The sequence below is a fragment of the Xanthomonas cissicola genome (assembly GCF_008801575.1).
Classification (GTDB): Bacteria; Pseudomonadota; Gammaproteobacteria; order Xanthomonadales; family Xanthomonadaceae; genus Xanthomonas; species Xanthomonas cissicola.
The window spans coordinates 26,368-50,925 of sequence record NZ_VZPL01000007.1 but is presented as its reverse complement, the minus strand read 5'-3'; the positions used below and the strand labels follow the sequence as shown (position 1 = coordinate 50,925).

The window sequence follows — 24,558 nt, the reverse complement described above, 5'->3', positions numbered from 1 at the left end:
GTTGAAGCATGGGCCACGCGCCCCGCGTGCCGTGCCTATCCCCCATGACCAATGCTGTGTTGTTGAACAATCTCGATCACCGCGATCTGCGCGTGATCACCGCGCACGGCGCCGCCTATGGCGATGACGTGATGTCGGCTGCGACCTTTCCGCAGGAATTCCGCCAGTTGCAGGCGCAATACCCCATCGTGTTCCATCGCAGCGGCGAGCGCAGTTTCCAGCCGCTGGCATTGCTGGGATTACGCCTGGGCGAAAACCTGTTCCTGGATGGGGCGCGTTGGGATGCGCCCTATGTCCCGCTGGCGATCCAGCGCCAACCGTTCCTGATCGGCGAACAGCCCGATGGGCCGATGGTGCATGTGGACCTGGACAGCCCACGCGTCAGCACCACCGAGGGCCAGTTGCTGTTTCGCGAACACGGCGGCACCACCGAATTTCTCGACCACATCAGCCAGGTGCTGCGCACGCTGCACGATGGCCTGGTGGCCAGCACGGCATTCGTCGAACGTGCGCTGCGTTACGACCTGCTCGAACCATTCGTGTTCGAAGCCACCTTGAACAACGGCCTGGAATGCCGCCTGGCCGGGCTCTATGTCGTGCACGAAGAACGCCTGCGCGCACTCGACGACGCGGCGCTGCTCGAACTGCACCGGCATGGCGATCTGGAACCGCTGTACATGGCGGTGGCCTCGATTGCGCAATTGCGCCATCTGCTCGAACGCATGAACCGCCGTCATGCCGGCTGAGCCACGCGCCATCCAAGAGCGTCACGGCCTGGACCCGCAACAGCTGGACCCGGCCATCCTTCGCTCCACCACGCCGCTGGTGCTGCGGGGGCTGGTGCGCGACTGGCCGCTGGCCCGCGCCGGTGCCAGTTCTGCGCAGGCCGCTGCCGCCTACCTGCGTGGCTTCGACCGCGGCGAGGCGGTGGTGGCGCAGGTTGGACCACCGGAGATCGGTGGGCGCTTTTTCTACAACGCGGACATGAGCGGCTTCAACTTCCGCCCCGAACGCGTGCCGTTGGGCGTGGTGCTGGACACCTTGCTGCGCGACCTGCACGCCTCCCAGCCGCCGGCGATCTATGTCGGCTCCACCACGCTGGACACCTACCTGCCCGGGTTGCGTGCGCATAACCCGATCGCGCTGCCGCAGGGCGAGCCGCTGGCCAGCATCTGGATCGGCAACCGCACCCGCATCGCCGCCCATCAGGACCTGCCCGACAACCTGGCCTGTGTGGTCGCCGGGCGACGCCGTTTTACCCTGTTCCCGCCCGATCAGCTGGCCAATCTCTACATCGGTCCGCTGGATCTCACCCCGGCCGGGCAGCCGGTCAGCCTGGTGGATATCGCCGCACCGGACCTGCAGCGTTTTCCACGCTATGCGCAGGCGCTGGACCACGCCCTGGTCGCCGAGTTGGCGCCGGGCGATGCGCTGTTCATTCCCAGCATGTGGTGGCATCACGTCGAGGCACTGGAGAGCTTCAACGTCTTGGTCAATTTCTGGTGGCGGCAGGGCCCGGCCTATATGGATTCGCCGATGAACGCGCTGATGCTGGCGCTGCTGACCATTCGCGACCTGCCGGCCGAACAACGCGCCACCTGGCAGGAAGTGTTCCGTCACTATGTCTTCGAGTCCGACGACAGGACCGCCGCGCATCTGCCCGATGCCGCGCGCGGTGTGCTGGCGCCGATGGACGAGTCCAGCGCGCGCAGCCTGCGTGCGCGGCTGCTGCAACGCTTGAATCGCTGAGGATTTGACCATGCCCGACACCACGCCTTCGGACCCGCAGCAGCGCCCGGTACGCCGCGTCGTCATCGCCGGTGGCGGCACGGCCGGCTGGATGGCGGCTGCAGCGCTGTCGAAACTGCTGGGCCGGCACCTGCAGATCACCCTGGTGGAGTCCGACGAGATCGGCACGGTGGGGGTGGGCGAAGCCACCATCCCCAGCCTGGTCACCTTCCACCGCTTGCTGGAAATCGACGAAGCCGCCTTCATGGCCGCCACCCAGGCCACCATCAAGCTCGGCATCGCCTTCGAACACTGGCGCGATGTGGACCAGCATTACATCCATTCCTTCGGGCATGCCGGGACCGACCACTGGAGCGCCGGGTTCCAGCATTTCTGGTTGAAGGGGCGCCAGCGCGGGGTGGCGCGCGACTTCGGCGACTACTGCCTGGAACTGCGTGCGGCGCAGGAAGGCCGCTTCGCGCATCTGCCCAATGGCGGCATGAATTACGCCTACCACCTGGACGCCGGGCTGTACGCGCGCTTATTACGCCGCTTCAGCGAAGGCTTCGGCGTCTCCCGCGTCGAAGGCCGCATCGGCCAGGTGGAGACCGATGCGCAAAGCGGCTTTCTTACCGCACTGACCCTGCAGGACGGCACGCGGGTGGAAGGCGACCTGTTCCTGGATTGCACCGGCTTTGCGGGCCTGCTGATCGGCAAGACGCTGGGCGTGGGCAGCGAAGATTGGTCGCGCTGGTTGTTCGCCGACAGCGCGTTGGCGGTGCAGACCGAATCGGTGGGCCCGCCGGTGACCTACACCCGTTCGCGCGCCGATCAGGCCGGCTGGATGTGGCGCATTCCGCTGCAGCACCGGGTGGGGAACGGCATCGTGTATTCCAGCCGCTACATGGACCAGGATGGCGCCCGCGCGGTACTGGAACGCAACCTCACCGGGCGCGCGCTGACCGAACCGCGGCCGCTGCGCTTCACGCCCAACCAGCGCCACCGCGTGTGGGAAAAGAACTGCGTGGCGCTGGGCCTGGCAAGCGGGTTCCTGGAGCCGCTGGAATCGACCAATATCCATCTGATCCAGCGCGGCATCATCCGCCTGCTGCAGACCTTTCCGCAGGTGATCAACGCTGTCGACATCGCCGAGTACAACCATCAGGCGGCCCAGGAGATCACCCACATCCGGGATTTCGTGATCCTGCATTACCACGCCACCGATCGCCGCGACACGCCGTTCTGGCGCGACTGCGCGGCGATGGACATCCCCGATTCGCTGCGCCACCGGGTGGAGTTGTTCCGCCAGAGCGGGCGGGTCTTCCATCAGGCCAACGAGCTGTTCGCCGAGAACTCCTGGGTGCAGGTGATGCTGGGCCAGGGGGTGGTGCCGCAACAGCACCACCCGGTGGCCGACCTGATGGGCGATGCGGAGCTGAGCCGCTTTCTGGAAACCATCCGCACCCGGGTGGAGGCGGCGCTGGTGCGGTTGCCTGCGCACGCGGACTTCCTGCAGCGCTACTGCCCTGCCCCGCCGCTGCCCGAAGCGGCCGCACGCGTGCCGGCCCCGCCGGTCATGGCGACCCCGGCGGGATAAATTTCGGCGATCTGCGGCGCAACCCTTGGCTTAGACCGCCCCAGCAATGCTAGATTGCGGCATTGCCGTCCATTGCGGGAACAATGGCCGGCGCTCGCCGCAGCAACGTTATCTTTCGCACTCGGGGTAAGGGGGACGCATGTTGGATCTGACACAGGGCCGTATGGCACGCCGGATCGCGCCGGTCATTTTGCTGGTGGGCCTGGCCGCCTGCTCCAAGCAGGAAGACAAGGCCGCCACCACCACGCCGGCAACCGGCGCCACGCCGGCGGCAACGGCACCCACGCCGGCCACGGCGGTCTCGCCGCAGGTGCAGTCGATGGCTGCCGAACAGTTGCGCGAATCGGCCACCAAAGCGCTGCAGGACAACCGCATGTACGCCCCGGCCGGCGACAACGCGGTGGAGTACTACCTGGCCTTGCGCGAGAAGCAGCCGCAGGACGCCACCGTCAATAGCGCGCTGACCGATCTGCTTCCCTATACGCTGATCGCCGCCGAACAAGGCATCAGCCGCGAAGAGTTTCCCGAAGCGCAGCGTTTGATCGCGTTGATCGAGAAGGTCGACCCGCAGGCACCGGCACTGCCACGCCTGAAGAGCGGCCTGGAAACCGGCATGAAGACCGCTGCCAACCGCTCCGAGCAGGATGCCGAGCAGGCCAAGAAGCAGGTCGAGGACAAGGCCAAGCAGGCGGCCGAGCAGAAGCGCCTGGCCGAGCAACAGAGCCGCGAGGCCGCCGCTGCCCAGCAGATTGCCGCCCAGCAGGAAGCGGCCCGCCAGCAAACTGCCGAGGCCGAGCGCCAGGCGGCTGCGCGGCGTCAGGCCGAAGCGCCGGCACCCACACCGGCGGCCCCGCGTCCGGCGCCGGCAGCCGCCGCTGCAGCCGCACCGGCCGCGCAGTCGCTGCGGCCGATCAGCACCCCGGCACCGCGCTACCCGGCCGAAGCGCTGCGCTCGGGTACCTCGGGCGAAGTGCTGGTGGAACTCACGGTCGGTACCGACGGCTCGATCACCGCCTCGCGCGTGCTGCGCGCCAACCCGCCGCGCGTGTTCGACCGCGAAGCCCTCAACGCGGTCAAGCGCTGGCGCTTCGAACCGGTGGCCGCACCGGTGACCACGCGGCGTACGCTGTCCTTCAATCCGGGCGATTGATGCCTGCGTCGTCGATGACATGGAAACGCAAAAGCCCGCAGCGATGCGGGCTTTTGCGTTGTGGCGATGGTGCGTTGTGGCGATGGTGCAGCGTCGGTATTGCGCGTCGGAGGTGCCGCAGGGACTTGCAGCAAACAGCCACACGCAACAACTTCAGCCCGAAATCGCCAGACGCTCCTGGTGATACCGGCGCACTGCCGCATACCACAGCAATGCCGCCACACCGAAGCCAGCCAGCAGATACACCGCCCACGTCTGTAGGTTGATGGTCTCGTGGCGGATCACCTTCAACAGCATCTGGTTCTGCGCCAGAAACGGCACCGCAAAATGCCACAGCTGCGTCTTCAGCGGATAGGCCATCAAGGCGTAGCCTGGCAGCATCGGCAGCAGCAGCAACCAGGTCATGTGCGCCTGCGCTTCCTTCATGCTCTTGGCCGCGGCGGCCAGATAGGTCAGCAGCGAAGTGCCGACAAACAGCATCGGTACCAGGATGAAGAGCATCTGCAGCATCGGCACGAAACCGACATTGAGCTGGCGGCCCAGGTTCGAGGTGGAGAGCTGCGCGCTCAGCTTGAATGCCAGCAAGGTGAGCAACAGCGACACCATGCCGATCACGCAGGCCGCAGCGATCTTGCCGCTGACGATGGCGCTGCGCGGCGCAGGCGTGGCCAGCAACGGCTCCAGCGACTGGCGTTCGCGCTCGCCGGCGGTAGCGTCCAGAATCAACGACGCGCCGCCCAGAAACGAGGTGATCACCAGCAACACCGGCAACAGCATCGCCATCATCTGGCCGCGCTTGGCTTCGGCAGTGGCCAGATCTTGCGCGGCGACTTCCAGGGGCCTGGACACCTGCGCGTCGATACCGCGCGCCAGCAGCCGCAAGGCGCCGACCTGGTGGCTGTAGGCGGTGAGCGCGGCCTGCAAGCGCATGCTCGGCACATCGGCCTCGCGTCGGGTGCTGTCCTTGATGATCTCCACCAGCGCCGGCCGGCCTTCGCGCCAATCCTCGGCGTAGCTGTCGCTGATGCGCAGTGCCACATCCACATCCTGGTTGCGGATCGCCGCGGTCAGATCGGCTGGCGCATCCACGGCATTGAGCCCCTGCGCGGCCAGAAATCGCACCAGATTCGGTGCATTGCTGCGACCGAGCGTGGGGATGTCCAGCGGCTTGTCGATCTGCGTGCGTACCCGGCTTTCGCTCAGGGCGCCCATGCCCAGGATCAGAATCGGGTACAGCAGCGGCGACAACAGCAACGCCAATGCCAGGGTGCGCCGGTCGCGCGAGATGTCGCGCAATTCCTTGCGCAGCACGGTCCACAGCGTGGACAACAACGATGTGGTGCTCATGCGTGTAGCCCCTCGTCCGAGCCGATCGCCTTGACGAAGGCGTCTTCCAGATTGTGTTCACCGGTGGCAGCGCGCAATTCCTCGGCGCTGCCGGAGGCCACCACTTTGCCCTTGGCGATGATGACGATGCGGTCGCACAGCGCGGCGACCTCCTGCATGATGTGGCTGGAAAAAATCACGCAGCGCCCCTCCGCACGCAGCTGCTGCAAGAAGCCGCGCATGGCGCGGGTGGTCATCACATCCAGGCCGTTGGTGGGCTCGTCCAGGATCACGTTGCGCGGGTCGTGCACCAATGCGCGCGCAATCGCGGTCTTGGTGCGCTGGCCCTGGCTGAAGCCTTCGGTCTGGCGGTCGAGAATGTCGTCCATGTCCAACGCGCTGGCCAGCAGCTGCGTGCGCTGGGCGATCTGGCTGCGCGACATGCCATGCAACTGGCCGAAGTAGGCAATGTTCTCGCGTGCGGTCAAACGCTTGTAGACGCCGCGTGCGTCCGGCAACACCCCGAGTGCGCGGCGCACCGTCACCGGATCGCGGGCGGCATCCACGCCATCGACCGCGACGCTGCCCTGGTCGGGCCCCATCAACGTGTAGAGCATGCGCAAGGTGGTGGTCTTGCCGGCGCCGTTGGGGCCGAGCAGGCCGGTGATCTGGCCGTCGGCGGCACTGAAGCTGACCCCATCGACTGCCTTCACCAGCCCGGTCTTGGTCTTGAACGATTTGTGCAGGTTGTCGACGACAATCATGCGTGCGCCTCCGTGGCGTGGTCGGTGCGGCTCATGGTTCCCATCCGTTGAACGAGGTAAACGCAGGCACGTTGTTGAGATCGGCAACGCACTGCGCGTCCAGCCCACCGGCATTGGTGGTTTCCATGAACTGCGCCATCAGTTTGGGGATGCAGCCCAGCGCCATGACGCTGTGTCCCTGGCCGGGCGCAACCAGATGCCGCCCATTGGGCAGTCCCTTGAGTACAGTGTCGGCATAGCGTGGCGGCGTGACCGGGTCCAGCTGACCGGACAACAGCAAGGCCGGAACCTGCGAGCGCAGTGGCGCGGTGAAGTCGGCGGCACGTTTGCCGGTGGGCCACACAGGGCATGCGGCAAAGACGCTGCGTGGGACATCCTCGCCCAGCAGCAGCGCCTGGTGTTCGGGCGCCGGGCGATAACGATCCGCATCTTCAGCGCATACCACCGACCATTGCATGGGCTGGTTGATCTGCATGTCCATGTGCGACAACGCCATCAGCGACGCGTAGCGGCCCGCGGCGGCTTCATCCAGCACCAGCGGCAGCAGGGCAGCGCTCTGCGGTGCGTAGGAGAACGTAAACGCCAGGCCTATCACCGCATCGGCGGTCACCCGATCGTGCTTGATGGCGTTGGTGCGCAGATCGCGATACTCCACCTCCGGTGATTCGGTCTTCAACCGCTCCATGACGGTGCGCAGTTGCGTGCGCACATCGGTGGGAAAGCGCGCGCGACACGCGGCGATGGCATGGCACTGCTCGGACTGCAGGATCAGTGCATCCTCGAAGGTGCGTGCAAACTCACCACTGATCACCAGATCGCTGGGTGCAACGCCATCAAGCACGATGGCCCGCGTCTGTGCGGGATAGCGTTTGGCATAGTGCTGCGCCACGCGCGTGCCGTAAGACACACCGACCAGGTCGATACGTGGCACGCCCAGGGCGGCTCTGACTGCATCCAGATCGCCGATGGCTTCGGCGGTGGTGTAGTACCGCGGGTCGGCACGGCCTCGCAGGCCTTCGGCACACTGCCGGGCATGGGCCATCAATTCTTCCGGACTGGACGCCATGCCGGTCTGCAACGGCTTGCCATCGGCAGTCTCGCACCGCAGTGGGTGCGATCCCCCGGTGCCGCGTTGATCGACCAGAAAGATGTCGCGCTTTTTACGCACTTCGCGCAATGCAGCCGCTGCGATGGCGGCAGCCTCGGTCGCCGATTGCCCCGGCCCGCCGGCGATGAAGAACACCGGATCCGGCGTGCTGCCGGCGCCGGCATCGCTTTCCAGCCAGGCGATCTTCAGATCGATGCTGCGCCCGGTCGGCGCGGCCGGGTTTTCCGGCACGCGCAGGCTGGCGCACTGCGCCTCGATATTGCCGGCCGCGCTGCCGGAACTCAGCGTGCACGGTGCAAATTGCAGCGTGCCGTAGCAAGTGCCTGCGGCGGTGCCGGTCTGCGGCTTGGCCGCCTGCGGCTGCGCGGTGCCGGGCGTGGCTGCGCGCGCCTTGGTCGCGGCAGCCGTGTTTTCAGCCGGCTGGTCCGCACGCTGACATCCGGTTGCCAGCAATGCGATCAGCAGCGCCGCCACCAGTGTGGGTTGCTTCACCATGTTCACCATCTCTCCTGGTAGTTCCTGTCCCCTGATGCCGCATCCGGTCGGGCGTGACCGGCGCGGCTACTGCCCGTCTTCATAAAGAAAGACGTGCTCGATCGATTCCCCAAACAGACGCGCGATGCGAAACGCCAACGGCAGACTGGGATCGTACTTGCCGGTCTCTAGCGCATTGATGGTCTGCCGCGATACGCCCAGGCGTTCGCCCAACTCGCCTTGTGACCAGCCGCTGGCCTCGCGCAATTCGCGCACCCGGCTATTCATTCGAACCGTCGGGCATTGATGCTTTTGGTGACGCCGTAGGTGGCGCACAACATCGGAAATACCCACAACATCGCCACCGTCGCGGGGACGTCGATCAGCTCGGCGGCCTGCAGGAATCCGCCGGTCATGTACGCGCCGCTGACCAGGCCGGCGGCAATGGCGATCGACTCCAGTTCGATGCGCCGCTGCATTTCGTCCGAGTCGCGCACGTAGCGCGCCACCGCGCGGATCACCAGGGCGACCAGCACGGCCGGCAACAAGGCAATCAGCACGCGCGCCCAGCTCGGATCCACATGCGCAAGCAAGTATCTCCAGAACAGCATCACCACTACATACAAACCCATCGGCACGCCGAATTCGCGGTGATAGCGCCGCGCCAGTGCCGGCCGTGTGCTGTCGCGCAGGCTACCGCGCGACAGCAAGAGCAGCAGCGCCAGCACCAGGCAGGACACGCCCATGCCGGCACAGAGCCCGGCAAGGTGGGCACTCATCGGCAGCAGCTGCCAGCGACCGAGCGCGCTGACGGCGAGCAGGCCGGCTCCCAGACCGAGCGCCAGCAGCGCATTGCGTTTGCAGCGGCTCATGCGCGTGACCTCGCGCGCGCCGATGGGCGCACTGGCAGGCCAGCGCCCCCCATCCCGGTATCACTGCGCAGCGGCCGCTGCGCCGACCATGCCGGTGTGCATTCCCGTTGCCGATGCTGCTGACGCATTCCCTTCGCCTGTCAAGTCAACTTGACAGGCACGATGCGCCTGGCGCGGCCGGCTGTCAAGCACCCTTTACACACTCGGCCGCGTGCAATCCCTGCTCATCACCACGCAACGCTGGTAACAGGAAGACGCAAGCATCCCGGGTCCGCAGCACCGGGCCGGAGCTGGGTTACGCTCCGCGATCGAACATTGGCGGGAGCGGTGATGCGTCTGAAGATCTGGTGGGCAATTGCACTGAGCGGCTGCATGGCGAGCTCTGCCATGGCGCAGGCCGCCGCACCTCGCACGATCGAGCTGGATCTGGCCAGCGCCGCTGGGCCGGTCGACCGGTTCTACGACCTGTCGATCGGCTCGGACTTTCCCGGCACCTTGATCCGCAGCGACAGCCAGGCACAGCTGGTTCCGGCGGTGCAGGAGCTGGGGTTTCGCTATATCCGCTTCCACGACGTGTTCCATGACGTGCTCGGCACGGTGAAAGACGTCGACGGCACGCTCGTCTACGACTGGACCAAACTGGATCAGCTCTACGATGCGCTGCTGGCCAAACGCATCCGTCCGTTCGTGGAGTTGGGCTTTACGCCCGGCGCGATGAAGACCTCCGAGCAGACGCTCTTCTACTGGAAGGGCAATACCTCGCATCCGGACCCGGCCAAGTGGACGCAGCTGATCGATGCGTACGTGCGCCACATCCGTGCGCGCTACGGTGCCGACGAGGTGCGGCAGTGGTACTTCGAGGTGTGGAACGAGCCCAACCTCAAGGACTTCTGGGAGAACGCCGACCAGCAGGCCTACTTCGACCTGTATGCGAACACCGCGCGCACGATCAAGGCGATCGATCCGCAGCTGCGCGCGGTGGCCCCTCCACCGCCGCTGCGGACTGGGTGCCGGAACTGCTGGCCTTCGTTGCCAAGCACAAACTGCCGATCGACTTCGTCACCACGCATACCTATGGCGTGGATGGCGGGTTTCTCGATGAGAACGGCAAGCAGGACACCAAGCTGTCCGCATCTCTGGATGCCATCGTCGGCGATGTGCGACGCGTGCGCGCGCAGATCCAGGCCTCGCCATTTCCCAACCTGCCGCTGTACTTCACCCAGTGGAGCAGCAGCTATACGCCGCGCGATTTCGTCCACGACAGTTACATCAGCGCGCCGTACATCCTGACCAAGCTCAAGCAGGTGCAGGGCCTGGTGCAGGGCATGAGTTACTGGACCTATACCGATCTGTTCGAAGAACCCGGCCCACCGCCCACGCCCTTCCACGGCGGGTTTGGGCTGATGAATCGCGAAGGCATTCGCAAACCGGCCTGGTTCGCTTACAAGTACTTGCATGCGCTCAAGGGCCGCGATGTGCCGCTGAGCGACGCACATTCCCTCGCCGCAGTGGACGGCACGCGCGTCGCCGCACTGGTGTGGAATTGGCAGCAGCCCATGCAGGCGGTGAGCAATACGCCGTTCTACACCAAACAGGTGCCCGCCACCGACAGCGCGCCGCTGCGCATGCGCATGACCCATGTGCCTGCCGGCACGTACCAGCTGCAGGTGCGCAAGACCGGCTATCGGCGTAACGACCCGTTGTCGCTGTACATCGACATGGGCATGCCCAAGGACCTGGCGCCGCGCCAGTTGACGCAGCTGCGACAGGCCACGCACGATGCCCCCGAACAGGATCGGCGTGTGCGTGTGGGCGCCGATGGCGTGGTCGAGATCAACGTGCCGATGCGCAGCAACGATGTGGTGCTGCTGACGCTGGAGCCGGCGGCGCGCTGACCGCAGAAGTCGGGGTGCCACGCGTTAGAACGACGGGGCGCGACCCGCCCATGCAGACCGTGCCACGCGCATGGACCACAGCCGGCCCAGGGTGAGCGCAATTGTCTGTCGGCCGCGCTTACTTCAGATAGGTCTTGAGGATGGCGGTGATGTCATCCACCGCCAGCTCACGCTCGCCCGGTGCCTCGGGTGCGGCGACGTGATGCTTCAGATGCTCGCTGAGCAACTCGACCATCAAGCCTTGCGCCGCGCCGCGAAACGCGGCCACCTGGGTCAGCAACGCGGTGCAGTCCACGTCCTGCGCCAGGGCTTTTTCCAGCCCTTCCACCTGCCCGCGGATCCTGCGCACGCGCGCGAGCAGTCTGGATTTGTCCTGATTGAGATGCGCCATCGCCGTATACCCCCCAGGGGTATTTAGGATACCCTGTGGGGGTACCTTAGCCAGAGCCACCGCCGATGTCGATCACGCACGCCGCGCCGCATTGCACCCAGTCGCACACCTTTGCCAGCGCCAACCCGCTCGCCGAGCGCAGCACCCGCAAGGCGGTGATCCTGACCGTGCTCATGATGATGGTGGAGATCGTGGGCGGTTGGACGCTCAACTCCATGGCCCTGCTCGCCGACGGCTGGCATATGAGTTCGCATGCGCTGGCGCTGGGACTGGCGCTGTTCGCCTATCGCTTCGCGCGGCAGCATGCCGGCGATGTGCGCTTCACCTTCGGCACCTGGAAGGTCGAGGTGCTGGGCGGTTACACCAGCGCGATCCTGTTGCTGGGCGTGGCCGGGCTGATGGCATTCCAGTCTGTGGAACGCTTGTTCACGCCCAAGCCCATCCAGTATCAGGAAGCCACCTTCATCGCAGTGATCGGCCTGCTGGTGAACCTGATTTGCGCGTGCTGGCTGCGCGATTCGCATGGACATGGCCACGCGCACGGGCATCACCATGGTCACACGCACGCGCATGCCGGTCACGGCCATGCGCACACACACGACAGTCATGGTCATGGTCATGGTCATGGTCATGGTCATGGTCATCACCACGATGCGCACAGCGATCTCAATCTGCGCGCGGCATATCTGCACGTGGTGGCCGATGCCGCGACCTCGGTGCTCGCCATCGTGGCGCTGGTTGCCGGCATGCACTGGGGCGTGACCTGGCTGGATCCCATCATGGGCATCGTCGGCGCAATGCTGGTCACCGTCTGGGCCTGGGGATTGCTGCGCAGCACCGGCAGCGTGTTGCTGGATGCGGAAATGGACGCACCGGTGGTGGCGGAAGTGAAGCAGGTCATCGCCGCGCTTGGGCATGCGATCGACATCGCCGACCTGCATGTCTGGCGCGTCGGCAGCGAGCGTTATGCCTGCGTCGTCAGCCTGGTCACTGCAGCCGACATCGATGCGGACCTGGTGCGTGAAGCACTGCAGATCCACGAAGAACTGGTGCATGTCACGGTCGAGCTGCAGCGCCCGCCGGCGCTCCCTGCTGCGGCCTAGCAACTCGGCAGCGCAGTGCCATCGCGCGCTGGTTGGCGGGCGATTTTCAGTTGATCGCTGACACAGCAGACATCATGAAGTCACCGCCGGCCTGATCTTGCGCAAGCTCAGCAGCAGTCGCCGCGCGCCAAGCACCACACCGGTGAGCGAAAACGCCAGCCCGAGCAGCAGCGGCACGATCTGCACGACGCGCCTGATCACAGGATGCGACTGCAGCAATGGGAAGTCAGTGGTGTGGATGGCCAGATACAGCCAAGCGTAAGTGCGGCGGCTGGCATCCAGCGCCAACAACACCGTACCGCTGGCAGGGTCGAAATACAGCGCGGTGCGCGCGGGCGCTGCTGTTGTCAGCCGCACGGCATCGGCTGCGATTGCGTCGGCCTGGCGATACAGCGCTTCGCCACTGTCAGGCACGCCCGGCAGCGGATCGAGTGTCCACGCGCGCGCGGCCGCTTGCCGGATCACCTCAGGCGATAGCCGAGTGCCGGTGATGCGGCCGACCAAACCTTCGCTGACCACCGTGCCTTCGGGGCTGCGTGCAACGGCGACGGGACCGCTGCCGACCGCAGTGAAGTCGATCTGCGTCGCGCCCGACAGGCAGCGCAGTGCGCCGACATCGATGCCTGCAAACACGACCGGCAACGGCGCTCCGGAATAACGCGCCACCTGCCCCGGGTCCGGAATGCCTCTGGAGAACAATCTGCCGTGATCCATCGACAGCCAGCCGCTGAAGATCCAGCCCAGTACGAACACGGCGGCGACCAGGCCCAGCCCGTGATGCCAGCGCAGCCAACCGCGGAAACCGGACCACGCCGGCTTGGGGCTACGCGCGCGTTGCCAGGTGCGGTACACACCTAGCACGGTGCCGGCGCTCGCGCTGCACAACGCCGCCAGCGCCAGCCACCACACGGTGCGGTCCCAGGCAGTGAAACTGCGCCGGAGCTGGGTGAAATACAGCCAATGCGGAATCGAGCCGACCCAATTCCAGGCGCGTTCGTTGGCGCGGGTCCGTTGCACCACTTCGCCGGTGCGCGCCGACACGTACAACACCGTGCCAAAGGTGTCGTCCAGCGCAGCGCGATAGAACGGCCGCCACGGATCGAACTTCTGATGCACCACCCATTGGTCGTCATCCAGCGGGCCATCCAGCCGCCGCACGCCAGCATGGCCGAAACCGGCGGCGATCCTGCTGGCCGCTCCGGCGCTTAGCCGCTCACGTACGCGACCATCGATGCCATCCACCGTGGCCGTGGTGGTCGCGCTGCCAACCACGTACCCGGGGCGACCGCCGATCGACACCAAGCGCAGCGTGGTGGCGTCGTGGACGTGGCGCAGCGCCTGCGCAGGTGCAACCGCCAGCTTGCGCAGATCGATGCGTTCGGCCTCGCTCCAGCGCTGTTGCGGGCTTAACGCCGGGAACGGCACGAACGCCAGCACCAGCCCGCTGGCGAACCACACCGCGAACATCAGGCAGAACGCCACGCCCGTCCAGCGATGCAACCAGGCGACCCAGAATATCTTCGGCCTGGGCCGTGCCAGCCGGTCAGAAACGTGCATGCAGGCTCAGCTCCACCGTCCGTGGCAAGCCCAGGATGACCTGCCCGGGATAGAACACGTCCGCCCATTGCACGTAGTGCGTGTTGAACAGATTGTCCGCGTGCAGCGATAGCGACACCTCGGAATTCACATCGTAGGTGGCGTACGCACCGGTCAAGGTGTACGACTCCAGACGCAGCGTGTTGGCGAGGTTGCCGTAGCGCGTTCCGACATGGCGCACCGAGGCGCCCAGCTCCAGCGGCAGGCCGGCGACGTTTCTCACGCTGGTCCAGGCATTGAACAGCGACTTGGGTACATTGGTGGGGCGGTTGCCGGAGGCGTCCAGGCCGCTATTGCTGTCGATGAATTGCGCGTACTCGGCATCGACGTAGGCGTAGTTGGCATTTGCGCTCCACTGCGAGGTCAGCTGCGCATCGACGCTGAGTTCGAACCCGCGCGAGGTTTGCCGCCCGATGTTGCTGAGCGCGTCCTGGGCCGTCAGCGCCAGGATGTTGTTGCGTTTGATGTCATAGACCGCCAGCGTGCCGCTCAGGCGTTGATCGGCCGTGGCGGCCTTGACGCCGACTTCCGCCTGCCGCGATTTGCTCAACGCAAAATCCTGCCCCGCATTGACGATGAAGATATTGGAACCGACCGGGTCGGTGGCGGTGGTGTAAGAGGCGTACGGGGTGATGTTCGGGGTGAGCGCGTAGACCAGACCGAGACGGCCATTGGCCGGGCGATAGGTGCGTGAGAAACTCGATGCCGCCTGAAACCCACCATCCGGACCGAAGTTCTTGCGATCCAGATCGAGATATTCGTAGCGCCCGCCGAGTACCAGTTTTGCCTTGTCGGTGACATCCAGCGCATCTTCGAAAAACAGCGCGGCATTGGTCCAGGTGGTGGGGCTGCGTCGGCGCACGCGTTCGCCGAATTCACCGCTTGGTCCGCGTGCGTCCACCGCCACGCTGTCGCCATCGGGGAAGCCGCGGTTCCTGACGAAGTCCAGGCGACTGTAATCCAGCCCCACCACAAGCCGGTTCTTCAGCCCTGCGATGCGCTGGTCGAAGGTCGCGCTGGTCTGATTCCCCCACAGCGCCTGCTCGTGATACACGAAGAAGCGATCACGCTCGATGCGCCCGCTCTGCGGGTTGTAGGTGTAGTTCTCCGCATTGATCCAGCGCCGATCGGCATGGAAGTAATAGGCCATGTTCTGCACGGTGATGGCATCGGTGACCTTCCACTTGAGATAGGCCTGCGGCCACAGCTGACGCGAGTCGATGCTGGCATCGGCCACGTTGTAGTTGGTGCGGCGCGTGGCGGCATCCACCACTTCGCCATTGGGAGCGCGCAGGATGCCGTTGATGGGCGTGCGTGCCGCAGCGGCCGGCAACAGCGGGGTACCGAAGTAGGTCGAGGGCTGGTCTTTTGCGTAATCCAGCGAAAATTGCGCGCTGATGTCTTCGCGCGGGTGCCACAGCAGCGACACGGTGGCGTTGAGCGCGCTGGAATCGGCGCCGTGCACATAGCCATCGGACGACACCTGGCTGATGTCGGCGCGATACGCCCAATCATCATTGATGCCGCCGCCGGCACCGACGCCGAATACCCGGCCGCCGTAGCTGGACGCGCCCAGCAGCAGTTCGTATTGCGCAGGGCCGAAGGTCGGCGCCTTGTTGGTCACATTGACCGCGCCGCCCACCGCGCCCTGGCCATAGATCACCGACGCCGGGCCTTTCAACACTTCGACCGATTGCAGGTTGAAGGTATTCTGCGGCCGGTTGGTCATGTTCGACGGTCCCAGATACAGGCCGTTGTGCAGGATGGTGATCTGCCCGTCGGTGAAACCGCGCATCGAGAAGGTCGCCGGATTTCCCGGCGAGCCGCCAGTGTTGATGCCTGGCAAACTCTCGGCTGCCTTCTCCACGCTGCGCAGCCCGCGTGCTTCGATGGCGGCGGCGTTGATCGCATCCAGCGTACCGGGCGTCTCGCGCGCGGACAGATTGAGCCGGCTGCCGGTCGGGGTGAATTGCTCCAGCGAACGCAGGCGGCCGCTCACGACGACCTGGTCCAGCGTGGTCGCCTCGGTGGCTTGCACCGTGGCTGTCTGCTGCGCGCGTGCGGCGCCGATGCAGCCCAATGCGGCGGCAATCGACAAGGACAGCAGCGTGGCTTGCGTGCACGTCATGTGCGTTCTCCAGAAAGGCAGGTGGAAGGCCGGAGCGCGCGTACCTCAGCGCTGCCGTGCAACGGCGAAACGGTGCGAGAGGTAGGCGCGAATGGCGGCCTCGTCGTCGATCACGCGGTAATGCCCAGCGGGTTTGCTGCCCGCCACCTCGACATCGGTGCCGGCCAGCACCAGTACCGGCAGCGACTGCTGCTGCTCGCCCAGCAGATCGACCAGCACCTGCCTGGGCCGCGGAAACGCCAGCCGCCGGATCTCCAGCCCCTGCGCAATGGCCGGGGCAATGCTGAGCAGGCCTTCGATGGCGATGCAGTCGCCGCAGTAGAACGGGCCAGCGCCGTGAACCGCGAATGCGGTCTCGGCCAGGAATAAGGTGTCGCGCACTGGCGGGTTGCTCACCGATCGCTCTCCGGGGGGAAGGTGCGGCCTGGCCAATGGCTCAGCCCGCATGACAAGGACCAGGCGCCATGTTGCGCAGCAGCAGGCGATGGGTGAAAGTGGCGTAAACGCCATCTAGCGGTCATTTCATGCCAACCTCCACCCCGCGCGCGCCGCCATGGCTTGCCACCCCTGGTGGTGGTGGTGGCGTACGACCAGCTGGGCTTGTTCGAATTCGGCATCACCACCGAAATCTTCGGATTGCCGCGCCCGGAAGTGGGCCCGGGCTGGTATCGGTTTGCGATTGCAGCGGCCGAACCCGGCCCGCTGCGCGCACTTGGCGGGCTTCGCCTGGAAGTGGATGGCGGGCTGGATCTTCTCGATGCTGCGCACACCATCATCGTTCCCAGCTGGAGAGATACCAGCGCGTCGGCACCGGCTGCGCTGATCAAGGCGTTGCAACGTGCGCACAAGCGAAGGACGCGCATCGTCTCGATCTGCGCCGGCGCGTTCGTGCTGGCCCAGGCGGGTCTACTGCAGGGGCGCAGGGCCACCACGCATTGGCGCAATGCCGAGGTGCTGGCCAGCCATTACCCGCAAATCACCGTGGAGCCGGGCGTGCTCTACGTCGATGAGGGCGACATCCTGACCTCGGCCGGCAGCGCTGCCGGCATCGATCTCTGCCTGCATATCGTGCGCGCGGATTTTGGCCCGGCAGTGGCCAACCAGGTCGCCAAACGGCTGGTGATGCCGGTACACCGCGATGGTGGGCAAGCCAAGTTCATCGACCGCCCGGTGCCGCCGATCCACGAAAGCACCCGGCTCGGCCCCCTGCTCGAGCGCATCACCCAGGACCTCACCGCCAACCACTGCGTGGACGCACTGGCCAGCGCGGCAGGTATGAGCCGGCGCACGTTCTTGCGCAGGTTTCAGGCCACCACCGGCATGTCGCCGGGCAAATGGATCGTCAACGAACGGCTCAACCGTGCGCGCGAGATGCTGGAAACCTCCGGCGCCGACATCGAACAGATCGCAACGCGCTGCGGCTTCGGCTCGACCGAAACGCTACGGCACCACTTCCGCCGCGCGCTGGCGTTGTCGCCAACGCAATACCGGCGCGTGTTCGGCGGGCATCGCGACGCTGGCGAGGGGATTTGAGCGCGTGGATGCATATCGCGCGCCATAGCCCGGCGGCGGCGCACAGACGCCGCCCGCATGATGACGCCTGTGCGGCTCTTCAGACCTTCGGCGGCGTGGAGCTGACGTATTTCTCGCGGCGGATCTGCGCACTCGGCAGGCCGGCGGCTTTGAGCGCGTCCAGGCAGGTGTCCACCATGTCCGGGTTGCCGCACAGGTAGGCGATGTCGTGCGCGGCATCGGGCGCGAACTCGGCCAGGTGCTGCTGCACGTAGCCGTGCCGCACATCGGCGTGCGGCTGGGCGGGCACTTCGCGCGAGAAGCACGGTACGTAGCGGAACTGCGGATGCGCATCGGCAAACGCGCGGAAGTCGTCGCCATACAGCAACTCGGCCGGGGTGCGTGCGCCTTGCAGCAACACCAACTGCACACCGCGGGCGGCGATTGCCTCGGCGAGCAGCGGCAGCATCGAGCGGTAGGGGGTGACGCCGGTGCCGGTGGCGATCAGCACGTAACGCCGGTTGTGATCGCCCGCCTGCAGGCAAAAGCGCCCGTAGGGCCCGCTTGCCTGCAACTGGTCGCCAATCTCCAGGCCCTCGAACAAGGCCGTGGCCGAGCCGCCGGGCACGAAGCTCACCGCGATCTCCACTGCCTCGCCCGGCCCCAGCGCATGATCGTGGATGGTCGCCAGCGAATAGCTGCGTTTGGTCGGCGTGCCATCGGCATAGTCGAAATGGATCTGGATGAACTGGCCGGGCTGGAAATCCAGCGGCTGCCCGTCGTCACGGACGAACTGGCAGTGGGCCACGGTGGGCGCAATCATGCGCCGGTCGACAAGCTTGAGGGGGAATTGAACGGGCACGAACGTATTTGGGACAGTCTGTGATCGGGGCAAACCCCAGCGGGCTTCTATAATAACGGGCTGCAACTCGCTGCGCCGTCGCCCTGGCGCAAAGGACCCGGCTTGAATTCCCCATCTCCCACTGCGCCCGCCCTGCGCGTGTGCGATCTGCGCAAGACTTACGACAACGGCACCCAGGCGCTCAAGGGCGTCTCGCTGGACGTGGCGCCAGGCGATTTCTTCGCCCTGCTCGGCCCCAACGGGGCGGGCAAGTCCACCCTGATCGGCATCATCAGCTCGCTGGTGAACCTGTCCGGCGGGCAGGTGGACGTGTTCGGCACCGACCTGGTCGCCCACCGCAGCGATGCGATGCGCCTGATCGGCCTGGTGCCGCAGGAAATCAACTTCAACCTGTTCGAAAAACCGTTCGACATCCTGGTCAATTACGCCGGTTTCTACGGCATGCCGCGCAGCCAGGCGCAAGCACTGGCCGAAGTGGAACTACGCCGCGCCCACCTGTGGGAGAAGGCCCAGGTGATGAGCCGCACGCTCTCCGGCGGCATGAAGCGCCGGCTGATGATCGCCCGCGCCATGATGACCCAGCCGCGCCTGCTGATCCTGGACGAACCCACCGCCGGTGTGGATATCGAGATCCGCCGCGACATGTGGCGCGTGCTCAAGGACATCAACGCCGCCGGCACCACGATCATCCTGACCACGCATTACCTGGAAGAAGCCGAGCACCTGTGCCGCAACCTGGCCATCATCAATCACGGCCAGATCGTCACCCAGGGGCCGATGCGCGAACTGCTGGCCAAGCTCGACGTGGAAGGCTTCCTGTTCGATATCGACGGTGAGCTGCCGGCGCAGTTGCCGGTGATCGAAGGCACCACGCTCACCGCCATCGACGGCCACACGCTGGATCTGGACATGCCGCGCGCGATGGACCTCAACCGCGTGTTCGCCGCGCTGGGCGATGCCGGCATCCGCGTGCGCTCGATGCGCACCAAGAGCAACCGGCTGGAAGAATTGTTCGTTCGCCTGACCGGGCCCGGCGAGACCGTCGCCGCCCCGGCTCCTGCCGCAGCGGCGCCCGTGCGCCCGGCAGGCCACCCATGAGTCCTTCGGAGCCGTCGATGTCCGCCACGCCCGCCACACCCCGCCAACGCAACTGGATTGCGCTGGGCACCATCGTGCGCCGCGAAGTGCAGCGCATCCTGCGCATCTGGGGCCAGACCCTGGTGCCGCCGGCCATCACCATGACGCTGTACTTTTTGATCTTCGGCGGGCTGATCGGCTCGCGCGTGGGCGAAATGGGCGGTTACAGCTACATGCAATTCATCGTGCCGGGCCTGGTGATGATGAGCGTGATCCAGAACAGCTACGGCAACATCTCTTCGAGTTTCTTCGGCGCCAAGTTCGGCCGCCATGTCGAAGAGCTGCTGGTCAGCCCGATGCCCAACTGGGTGATCCTGTGGGGCTACGTGTCCGGCGCGGTGCTGCGCGGGGTGATGGTCGGGGCGATCGTGCTGATCATCGCGATGTTCTTCACTCCGGTGCGGATCCCGCATCCATTCGTCACCCTGACCACGGTGCTGCTGGGCGCGACCATCTTCTCGCTGGCTGGCTTCGTCAACGCGGTCTACGCCAAGAAGTTCGACGACGTGGCGATCGTGCCCACCTTCATCCTGACCCCGCTGACCTACCTGGGCGGCGTGTTCTATTCGGTGAAACTGCTGCCCGGCTGGGCCGAAGCCGCGACGCATGCCAACCCGATCTTCTACATGGTCAACGCGTTCCGCTACGGCCTGCTCGGTAGCTCGGATGTGCCGATCTGGGTGGCCTACGCACTGATGCTGGGCTTTGTCGCCGTGCTCAGCGCGCTGGCGTTGTGGCTGCTGCGCCGGGGCGTGGGGCTGCGGAGCTGATGGCACAGTTCAGCGACTACATCGTCTTTGTCGATGAGAGTGGCGACCATGGGATGGCCGTTGACTACGCACGTGCTCTGCGAAGCGCGGGGACGCAGTGAAGATCAAGATCTGGAACTGGCGTTCCGCCGCATCTGCGGGGGAGATAATTTCTCCGGACTTGAACTGCCATTCGATCCGGTCATCTGCGATAAGAAGAGCAACGCAATTGGCCTTCAATTGGCGGATCTAATCGCGCGCCCCATCGGAACACGCCAGCTTCATCCACTGCAGCCCAACCGGGCCTGGCAGGTGATTGAGCAAAAACTCGATAAGGATCGGGCTGGACGCTATCTGGGCTACGGCTTGAAGTGTTTTCCATAAACAAAAGGCCCCGGCGAATCCGCCAGAGCCTAATGCCGACCGAGAATCCCCGATCCGGCACAAAGTCTATCACTACATCCGGCATGTACCCAACATCACATTGAACGGAGAACCTATGCGCATCCTGATCCTCGGCGCCGGCGGCACCGGTGGCTATTTCGGCGGACGCCTGGCGCGGGCCGGCGTCGACGTCACCTTCCTGTTGCGCGAAGCGCGTGCGGCGCAGTTGCAGGCAGACGGCTTGCGCATCCGCAGCCCGCTGGGCGATGCCGATCTGCAGGTGGCGCATGTCACCGCCCAGGACTTGCCGGCATTGGTAGCGCAGCAGCCGTTCGATCTGGTGATCCTCAGCTGCAAGGCCTACGACCTGGACAGCGCCATCGAGGCGATTGCGCCGGCGGTGGGCGAGCACACCACGGTGCTGCCCATCCTCAACGGGCTGCGCCATTACGCGGCACTGGACGAACGCTTCGGCGCGGCGCGTGTACTGGGCGGGCTGTGCTTCATCAGCGCCACCAAGGGCGAGCACGGCGAGATTCTGCACCTGGGCAAGCCGGCGGCGATGACCTTCGGCGAGCGTAGCGGCGACGCGCATTCGGCGCGGGTGCAGGCGTTTGCCGCCGCCTGTGCGCAGGCCGACATCACCCATGTGGCCAGCGAGCAGATCGCGCAGGAACAGTGGATCAAGTACAGCTTCCTCACCGCGCTGGCCGCGGCCACCTGCTTGATGCGTGCGCCGGTGGGTGCGATCGTGGCCACCGACGACGGCCGCGCGTTGATCAACGGCCTGTACAACGAATGCCTGTGGGCCGCCGATGCAGCCGGGCAATCGATTCCCGAGCCCGCACGCGCGAAAGCATTGCAGACGCTGTTGCAGGTGGATTCGCCGTTGAAGGCCTCGATGCTGCGCGACCTGGAAGCCGGCCAGGACGTGGAAGCGGCGCAGATCGTCGGCGACATGCTGGCGCGCGTGCGCGAGACCGGCCGCAATGCCCCGCTGCTGATGGCCGCCAATGTGCACCTGCAGGCGTATCAGGTGCTGCGGCATCGCTGATGATGGCGGGCAACTGTGCGCCGCCTGCGCGTGTGAGCCGTCTCCCCCATCCGCCCTGCGGGCACCTTCCCCCGCAGGCGGGAGAAGGGAGCGGGACCAAGGATGCGGGTCGCTACACGGCTATGGACCAATGGCCTCCGTATCCACTCCGCAGCGTTGCTCTGGGACGTCCCTTCTCCCGCTCGCGGGAGAAGATGGCGCGACGCGCCGGATGAGGGCGCGCCGGGTTGGCGCAGCCTTCGCGCTGCAACGACGCGGTGCACACGATGCTCTGCTTCCCATCGCCCGCCTCGCCCCTGATGAAAGCGCTCAGCCACCTGTTTCGTGCCGGTCATTTCGTGATCCTGGCGTTCTTCGTGCTGTGCGCGGCGGGCCTGGTGACGATGGCCGGGCTGGAGTTGTGGCACGGCTTCACACCCGGCGGCGACATGGTGGTACGCGACCGTTTCAACGTCGTGCTCGAAGCTGTCGGCCTGCTGACGGTGGCGCTGGTCACGCTCGAACTGGGCCAGACCATCTTCGAAGAAGAGATCCTGCGCGACGTCAAGGTCAGTGGCCCCACGCGCGTGCGGCGGTATCTGTCGCGCTTTTTCGTGGTGATCGTGATCGCCCTGGCGATCGAAACGCTGGTGTCGATCTTCGAGCTGATGCATGCCGACCCGGCCAAGCTGCCCTACGCCGCTGCCGTCGGCTCATGCGCGGCACTGCTGCTGATCGCCTGGGGCGTGTTCGTCAAACTCAATCGCAGCGCCGAAGAGCTGGAACCGGAGGCGATGGAAGAAACCAAGCGCGAAGACCGCGAAGTGCAGGAGTAGCGTGGTCAACGCCGCTGGCGACACCTAGCGAGCAGTCGTCAGGCAGGCGTGGGCGGCGCGCTCAGCACCGCACTGTCCACGTGGCACATGCCGCACCGAGCACCGGCCACGCCCGCATGCGGCGGTGCAGTCGCTATCGGCTGCTCTCAGTCCGCCGCTGGCAACGGCGGCACCGCCGTCGGCTTGCCATCGGCATCGAGCGCAATCATCACGAACTGCCCGCGCGTGCACAGCTCGCGCGCGCCGCTGAGCAGGTCTTCGGCGATCAATTCCACTTCCACCGTGATCGAGCTACGCCCCACCAACACCACGCGGGCGATGGTTTCCACCATCTGGCCCTGGCGGATCGGCAGCTTGAAATCCACCTGATCCGAACGCGCTGTCACCACGGTGCGGCGCGCATAGCGCGAGGCGGCCAGGAACGCGGCCTTGTCCATCCACGCCAGCGCCTGCCCACCGAACAGCGTGCCCAGGTGATTGGTGTGATTGGGAAACACGATCTCGGCCATGCGGGCTTCGGTCGGTGCAACAGGCGTGGAACTGGTCATGAAGAAGTGCCGTCAGAAGGAAGGAAAGCCAGCCCGCTCAGCTGCGTAGCGTCGGCAGGAAACTCAGGTCCAGGTGGTAACGCAGTGGCCGCTGCGGATCGACGAACACCCGCAGCGATTGCCGCTCGCGCAGGAACGGCTGCGGATCGGTCCACAGGTTGTCGCTGCGATACTTGGTCACGGTGTCGTGCGTGCGGTCATGGCGACTTGCCAGAATACGGAACGGGTGCATGCCGTTGACCTGCAAAGATGTATTGCGTTCAACGCAGACGAAGCGCGTTTCCACCGTGCCATGCCGGCGCAACCAGGCGACGCGGCGCGCATGCCAGACGCGATAGCCGAGGATGCCGCCACCCACGCCGCCGAACGCCACGCCCAGCAGCAACAAGATCCAGCGCGCCTGATCCGGCAGCAGCGCCGCACCGGTCAACAAGCCCAGCCCCGCCAGCAGAAAGCTCCAGGCGACGATGGTGACGGTGGTGTTCATCGCGAGGCGCCTCGCATCGACCGGGCGCCCGTCGCCATCACAGGCCGCTGCGAACCGCCGCTTCCACCTGCGCCGGCGACTGGAAGCCTGGCAAGCGCGCCACTTCGCTGCCGTCGCGATATAGCGCCAGGGTCGGCGTCTGGCGCAGGCCCAGGTCGCGGAAGAAGTCCTCGCCCACCACTTCCAGCTTGACCTTCAACAAGGCCACGCCATTGGCGGCATCGCTGTTGGCGAACTTGTCCAGCGACATGTCGAGCATGCGGCAGCCGGGGCAGTTGTCCTTGTAGAAATCCACCAGCGCGCGCGGATGCGCAGCCAGGGTCTGGGTGTAGTGCTCAGGCGACGTGACGGTAATGGTCTGCATTGGGATCGTTCTTGCATTGGGCCAGAACCGTGTCGGTCCAGGCGGCGATGGCCTGCGCGTCGCGCTGGCCGTGGGGCATCTGTTCGATGGTCAAACGGGGAAACGGGCTGTCGAAGAAGCGCGCGATACGGTGCACCGCACCGCAGAAATACTCCTCCCCCCACTGCGTTTCGCCGGTGCCGAACACGGCAACGCGCGGTGGCTTGCCCAGCGTGTCGACCAGCTCGACGATGAAACGCTTCATCTCTGCCGGCGTACGCCCGCCGTTGTCGGTCCAACTGCCAAGCAGAAACAAGGCGTACTGTCCTGGCGCATGCGGCACCTGGGCCAGGGTCTGCATGTCGGTTTCCAACCAGGTCACCGCATGCCCGGCCGCTTCGCAGCGCAGCGCCACCGCACGCGCCAGATCGCGTGTGTTGCCACTCAACGATGCCAGGGCAAGCAGGATGTTCATGGAGTCTGGGAACGGGGAGTCGGGAATAGGGAATCGGAACAGCGGGACGCGTCTGCTTTC

General features: G+C 65.7%; 24 protein-coding genes, 1 other RNA gene and 2 pseudogenes. 12 read left to right on the top strand and 15 right to left on the bottom strand.

Annotated elements, in window-relative coordinates; translation table 11 throughout:
- Positions 1-44 precede the first annotated feature (44 nt).
- The 4 genes from F7R02_RS04725 to F7R02_RS04710 all read left to right on the top strand — a co-directional run bounded on the left by F7R02_RS04725 (position 45) and on the right by F7R02_RS04710 (position 4,475).
- Entirely contained in the window at positions 45-746 is a 702-nt protein-coding gene (locus F7R02_RS04725; protein ID WP_005916527.1) for a SapC family protein, read from the top strand.
- Complete coding sequence (locus tag F7R02_RS04720) at positions 736-1,749, top strand: cupin-like domain-containing protein (protein WP_033484881.1); 1,014 nt, start codon at positions 736-738, stop codon at positions 1,747-1,749. Before F7R02_RS04725 ends, F7R02_RS04720 begins: the two co-directional genes overlap by 11 nt.
- Positions 1,750-1,759: 10 nt before the next feature.
- Positions 1,760-3,325 (top strand): tryptophan halogenase family protein, encoded by a 1,566-nt coding sequence (locus F7R02_RS04715; protein WP_078590416.1) that lies wholly within the window; start codon positions 1,760-1,762, stop codon positions 3,323-3,325.
- A 139-nt stretch (positions 3,326-3,464) separates the two neighbouring features.
- Positions 3,465-4,475, top strand: coding sequence for an energy transducer TonB (locus F7R02_RS04710; protein WP_039574372.1), 1,011 nt, complete (start codon positions 3,465-3,467; stop codon positions 4,473-4,475).
- Between the two features lie 153 nt (positions 4,476-4,628).
- Here the strand turns inward: F7R02_RS04710 and F7R02_RS04705 are convergent, their stop codons facing one another.
- Genes F7R02_RS04705 through F7R02_RS04685 form a run of 5 tightly spaced genes read right to left on the bottom strand, consistent with a single transcriptional unit; the run spans position 4,629 to position 9,019 of the window.
- Positions 4,629-5,822, bottom strand: coding sequence for an ABC transporter permease (locus F7R02_RS04705; RefSeq protein ID WP_078536922.1), 1,194 nt, complete (start codon positions 5,820-5,822; stop codon positions 4,629-4,631).
- The gene (locus tag F7R02_RS04700) at positions 5,819-6,565 is read right to left on the bottom strand and encodes an ABC transporter ATP-binding protein (protein WP_033484883.1); all 747 of its coding nucleotides are present in this window, start codon (positions 6,563-6,565) and stop codon (positions 5,819-5,821) included. The genes F7R02_RS04705 and F7R02_RS04700 overlap by 4 nt, the downstream gene beginning before the upstream one ends.
- Before the next feature lie 31 nt (positions 6,566-6,596).
- A complete protein-coding gene (locus tag F7R02_RS04695; protein ID WP_167520968.1) occupies positions 6,597-8,174 on the bottom strand; it encodes an alpha/beta hydrolase in 1,578 nt (525 codons plus the stop codon).
- 60 nt (positions 8,175-8,234) lie between these two features.
- Complete coding sequence (locus tag F7R02_RS04690) at positions 8,235-8,435, bottom strand: helix-turn-helix transcriptional regulator (RefSeq protein ID WP_016903655.1); 201 nt, start codon at positions 8,433-8,435, stop codon at positions 8,235-8,237.
- Positions 8,432-9,019, bottom strand: coding sequence for a hypothetical protein (locus F7R02_RS04685; RefSeq protein WP_139371032.1), 588 nt, complete (start codon positions 9,017-9,019; stop codon positions 8,432-8,434). Before F7R02_RS04685 ends, F7R02_RS04690 begins: the two co-directional genes overlap by 4 nt.
- A gap of 330 nt (positions 9,020-9,349) precedes the next feature.
- On the opposite strand from F7R02_RS04685, the pseudogene F7R02_RS04680 reads away from it, so the two are divergent.
- Positions 9,350-10,914 (top strand): annotated as a pseudogene (locus tag F7R02_RS04680) (GH39 family glycosyl hydrolase).
- A 118-nt stretch (positions 10,915-11,032) separates the two neighbouring features.
- On the opposite strand, the gene F7R02_RS04675 reads toward F7R02_RS04680, so the two are convergent.
- Positions 11,033-11,305 (bottom strand): metal/formaldehyde-sensitive transcriptional repressor, encoded by a 273-nt coding sequence (locus tag F7R02_RS04675; protein WP_003487297.1) that lies wholly within the window; start codon positions 11,303-11,305, stop codon positions 11,033-11,035.
- Between the two features lie 65 nt (positions 11,306-11,370).
- Between F7R02_RS04675 and dmeF the strand changes: the two genes are divergently transcribed.
- Entirely contained in the window at positions 11,371-12,408 is a 1,038-nt protein-coding gene (gene dmeF, locus F7R02_RS04670) for a CDF family Co(II)/Ni(II) efflux transporter DmeF (protein ID WP_078590414.1), read from the top strand.
- A gap of 72 nt (positions 12,409-12,480) precedes the next feature.
- Here the strand turns inward: dmeF and F7R02_RS04665 are convergent, their stop codons facing one another.
- The 3 genes from F7R02_RS04665 to F7R02_RS04655 all read right to left on the bottom strand — a co-directional run bounded on the left by F7R02_RS04665 (position 12,481) and on the right by F7R02_RS04655 (position 16,528).
- Positions 12,481-13,890 carry a hypothetical protein gene (locus F7R02_RS04665; protein WP_338066736.1) on the bottom strand — a complete coding sequence of 470 codons (1,410 nt, stop codon included), beginning with the start codon at positions 13,888-13,890 and terminating at the stop codon, positions 12,481-12,483.
- A 61-nt stretch (positions 13,891-13,951) separates the two neighbouring features.
- Positions 13,952-16,132 carry a TonB-dependent receptor gene (locus F7R02_RS04660; RefSeq protein WP_078568131.1) on the bottom strand — a complete coding sequence of 727 codons (2,181 nt, stop codon included), beginning with the start codon at positions 16,130-16,132 and terminating at the stop codon, positions 13,952-13,954.
- 45 nt (positions 16,133-16,177) lie between these two features.
- A complete protein-coding gene (locus F7R02_RS04655; RefSeq protein WP_078586363.1) occupies positions 16,178-16,528 on the bottom strand; it encodes a DUF3088 family protein in 351 nt (116 codons plus the stop codon).
- A 174-nt stretch (positions 16,529-16,702) separates the two neighbouring features.
- Here F7R02_RS04655 and ftrA point away from each other — a divergent pair, with 174 nt between their 5' ends.
- Positions 16,703-17,665, top strand: a complete 963-nt coding sequence (ftrA, locus tag F7R02_RS04650; RefSeq protein WP_078590432.1) for a transcriptional regulator FtrA — start codon at positions 16,703-16,705, stop codon at positions 17,663-17,665.
- A gap of 79 nt (positions 17,666-17,744) precedes the next feature.
- Here the strand turns inward: ftrA and F7R02_RS04645 are convergent, their stop codons facing one another.
- Positions 17,745-18,572 carry a ferredoxin--NADP reductase gene (locus F7R02_RS04645; protein WP_167520967.1) on the bottom strand — a complete coding sequence of 276 codons (828 nt, stop codon included), beginning with the start codon at positions 18,570-18,572 and terminating at the stop codon, positions 17,745-17,747.
- A 36-nt stretch (positions 18,573-18,608) separates the two neighbouring features.
- On the opposite strand from F7R02_RS04645, the gene F7R02_RS04640 reads away from it, so the two are divergent.
- The 5 genes and pseudogenes from F7R02_RS04640 to F7R02_RS04620 all read left to right on the top strand — a co-directional run bounded on the left by F7R02_RS04640 (position 18,609) and on the right by F7R02_RS04620 (position 22,645).
- Complete coding sequence (locus F7R02_RS04640; protein WP_005914818.1) at positions 18,609-19,604, top strand: ABC transporter ATP-binding protein; 996 nt, start codon at positions 18,609-18,611, stop codon at positions 19,602-19,604.
- Complete coding sequence (locus tag F7R02_RS04635; RefSeq protein WP_170912782.1) at positions 19,601-20,413, top strand: ABC transporter permease; 813 nt, start codon at positions 19,601-19,603, stop codon at positions 20,411-20,413. The genes F7R02_RS04640 and F7R02_RS04635 overlap by 4 nt, the downstream gene beginning before the upstream one ends.
- 36 nt (positions 20,414-20,449) lie before the next feature.
- Positions 20,450-20,776, top strand: a pseudogene (locus F7R02_RS04630) (DUF3800 domain-containing protein); the annotation flags it as partial.
- A 115-nt stretch (positions 20,777-20,891) separates the two neighbouring features.
- Positions 20,892-21,830 (top strand): 2-dehydropantoate 2-reductase, encoded by a 939-nt coding sequence (panE, locus tag F7R02_RS04625; protein WP_078563626.1) that lies wholly within the window; start codon positions 20,892-20,894, stop codon positions 21,828-21,830.
- Positions 21,831-22,129: 299 nt separating this feature from the next.
- Positions 22,130-22,645, top strand: a complete 516-nt coding sequence (locus tag F7R02_RS04620; protein ID WP_003487308.1) for a hypothetical protein — start codon at positions 22,130-22,132, stop codon at positions 22,643-22,645.
- A 12-nt stretch (positions 22,646-22,657) separates the two neighbouring features.
- On the opposite strand, the gene F7R02_RS04615 is transcribed toward F7R02_RS04620, so the two are convergent.
- The 5 genes from F7R02_RS04615 to F7R02_RS04595 form a co-directional block, all read right to left on the bottom strand.
- Positions 22,658-22,734: non-coding RNA, sX9 sRNA (locus F7R02_RS04615), on the bottom strand.
- 57 nt (positions 22,735-22,791) lie between these two features.
- A complete protein-coding gene (locus tag F7R02_RS04610; protein ID WP_003487309.1) occupies positions 22,792-23,193 on the bottom strand; it encodes an acyl-CoA thioesterase in 402 nt (133 codons plus the stop codon).
- Positions 23,194-23,230: 37 nt separating this feature from the next.
- Positions 23,231-23,680: a hypothetical protein gene (locus F7R02_RS04605; protein WP_078590412.1), complete on the bottom strand. Its 450-nt coding sequence runs from the start codon at positions 23,678-23,680 to the stop codon at positions 23,231-23,233.
- A 37-nt stretch (positions 23,681-23,717) separates the two neighbouring features.
- Positions 23,718-24,044, bottom strand: coding sequence for a thioredoxin family protein (locus tag F7R02_RS04600; RefSeq protein ID WP_078590411.1), 327 nt, complete (start codon positions 24,042-24,044; stop codon positions 23,718-23,720).
- Entirely contained in the window at positions 24,016-24,498 is a 483-nt protein-coding gene (locus F7R02_RS04595; protein WP_003487312.1) for a flavodoxin, read from the bottom strand. The genes F7R02_RS04600 and F7R02_RS04595 overlap by 29 nt, the downstream gene beginning before the upstream one ends.
- Positions 24,499-24,558 lie beyond the last annotated feature (60 nt).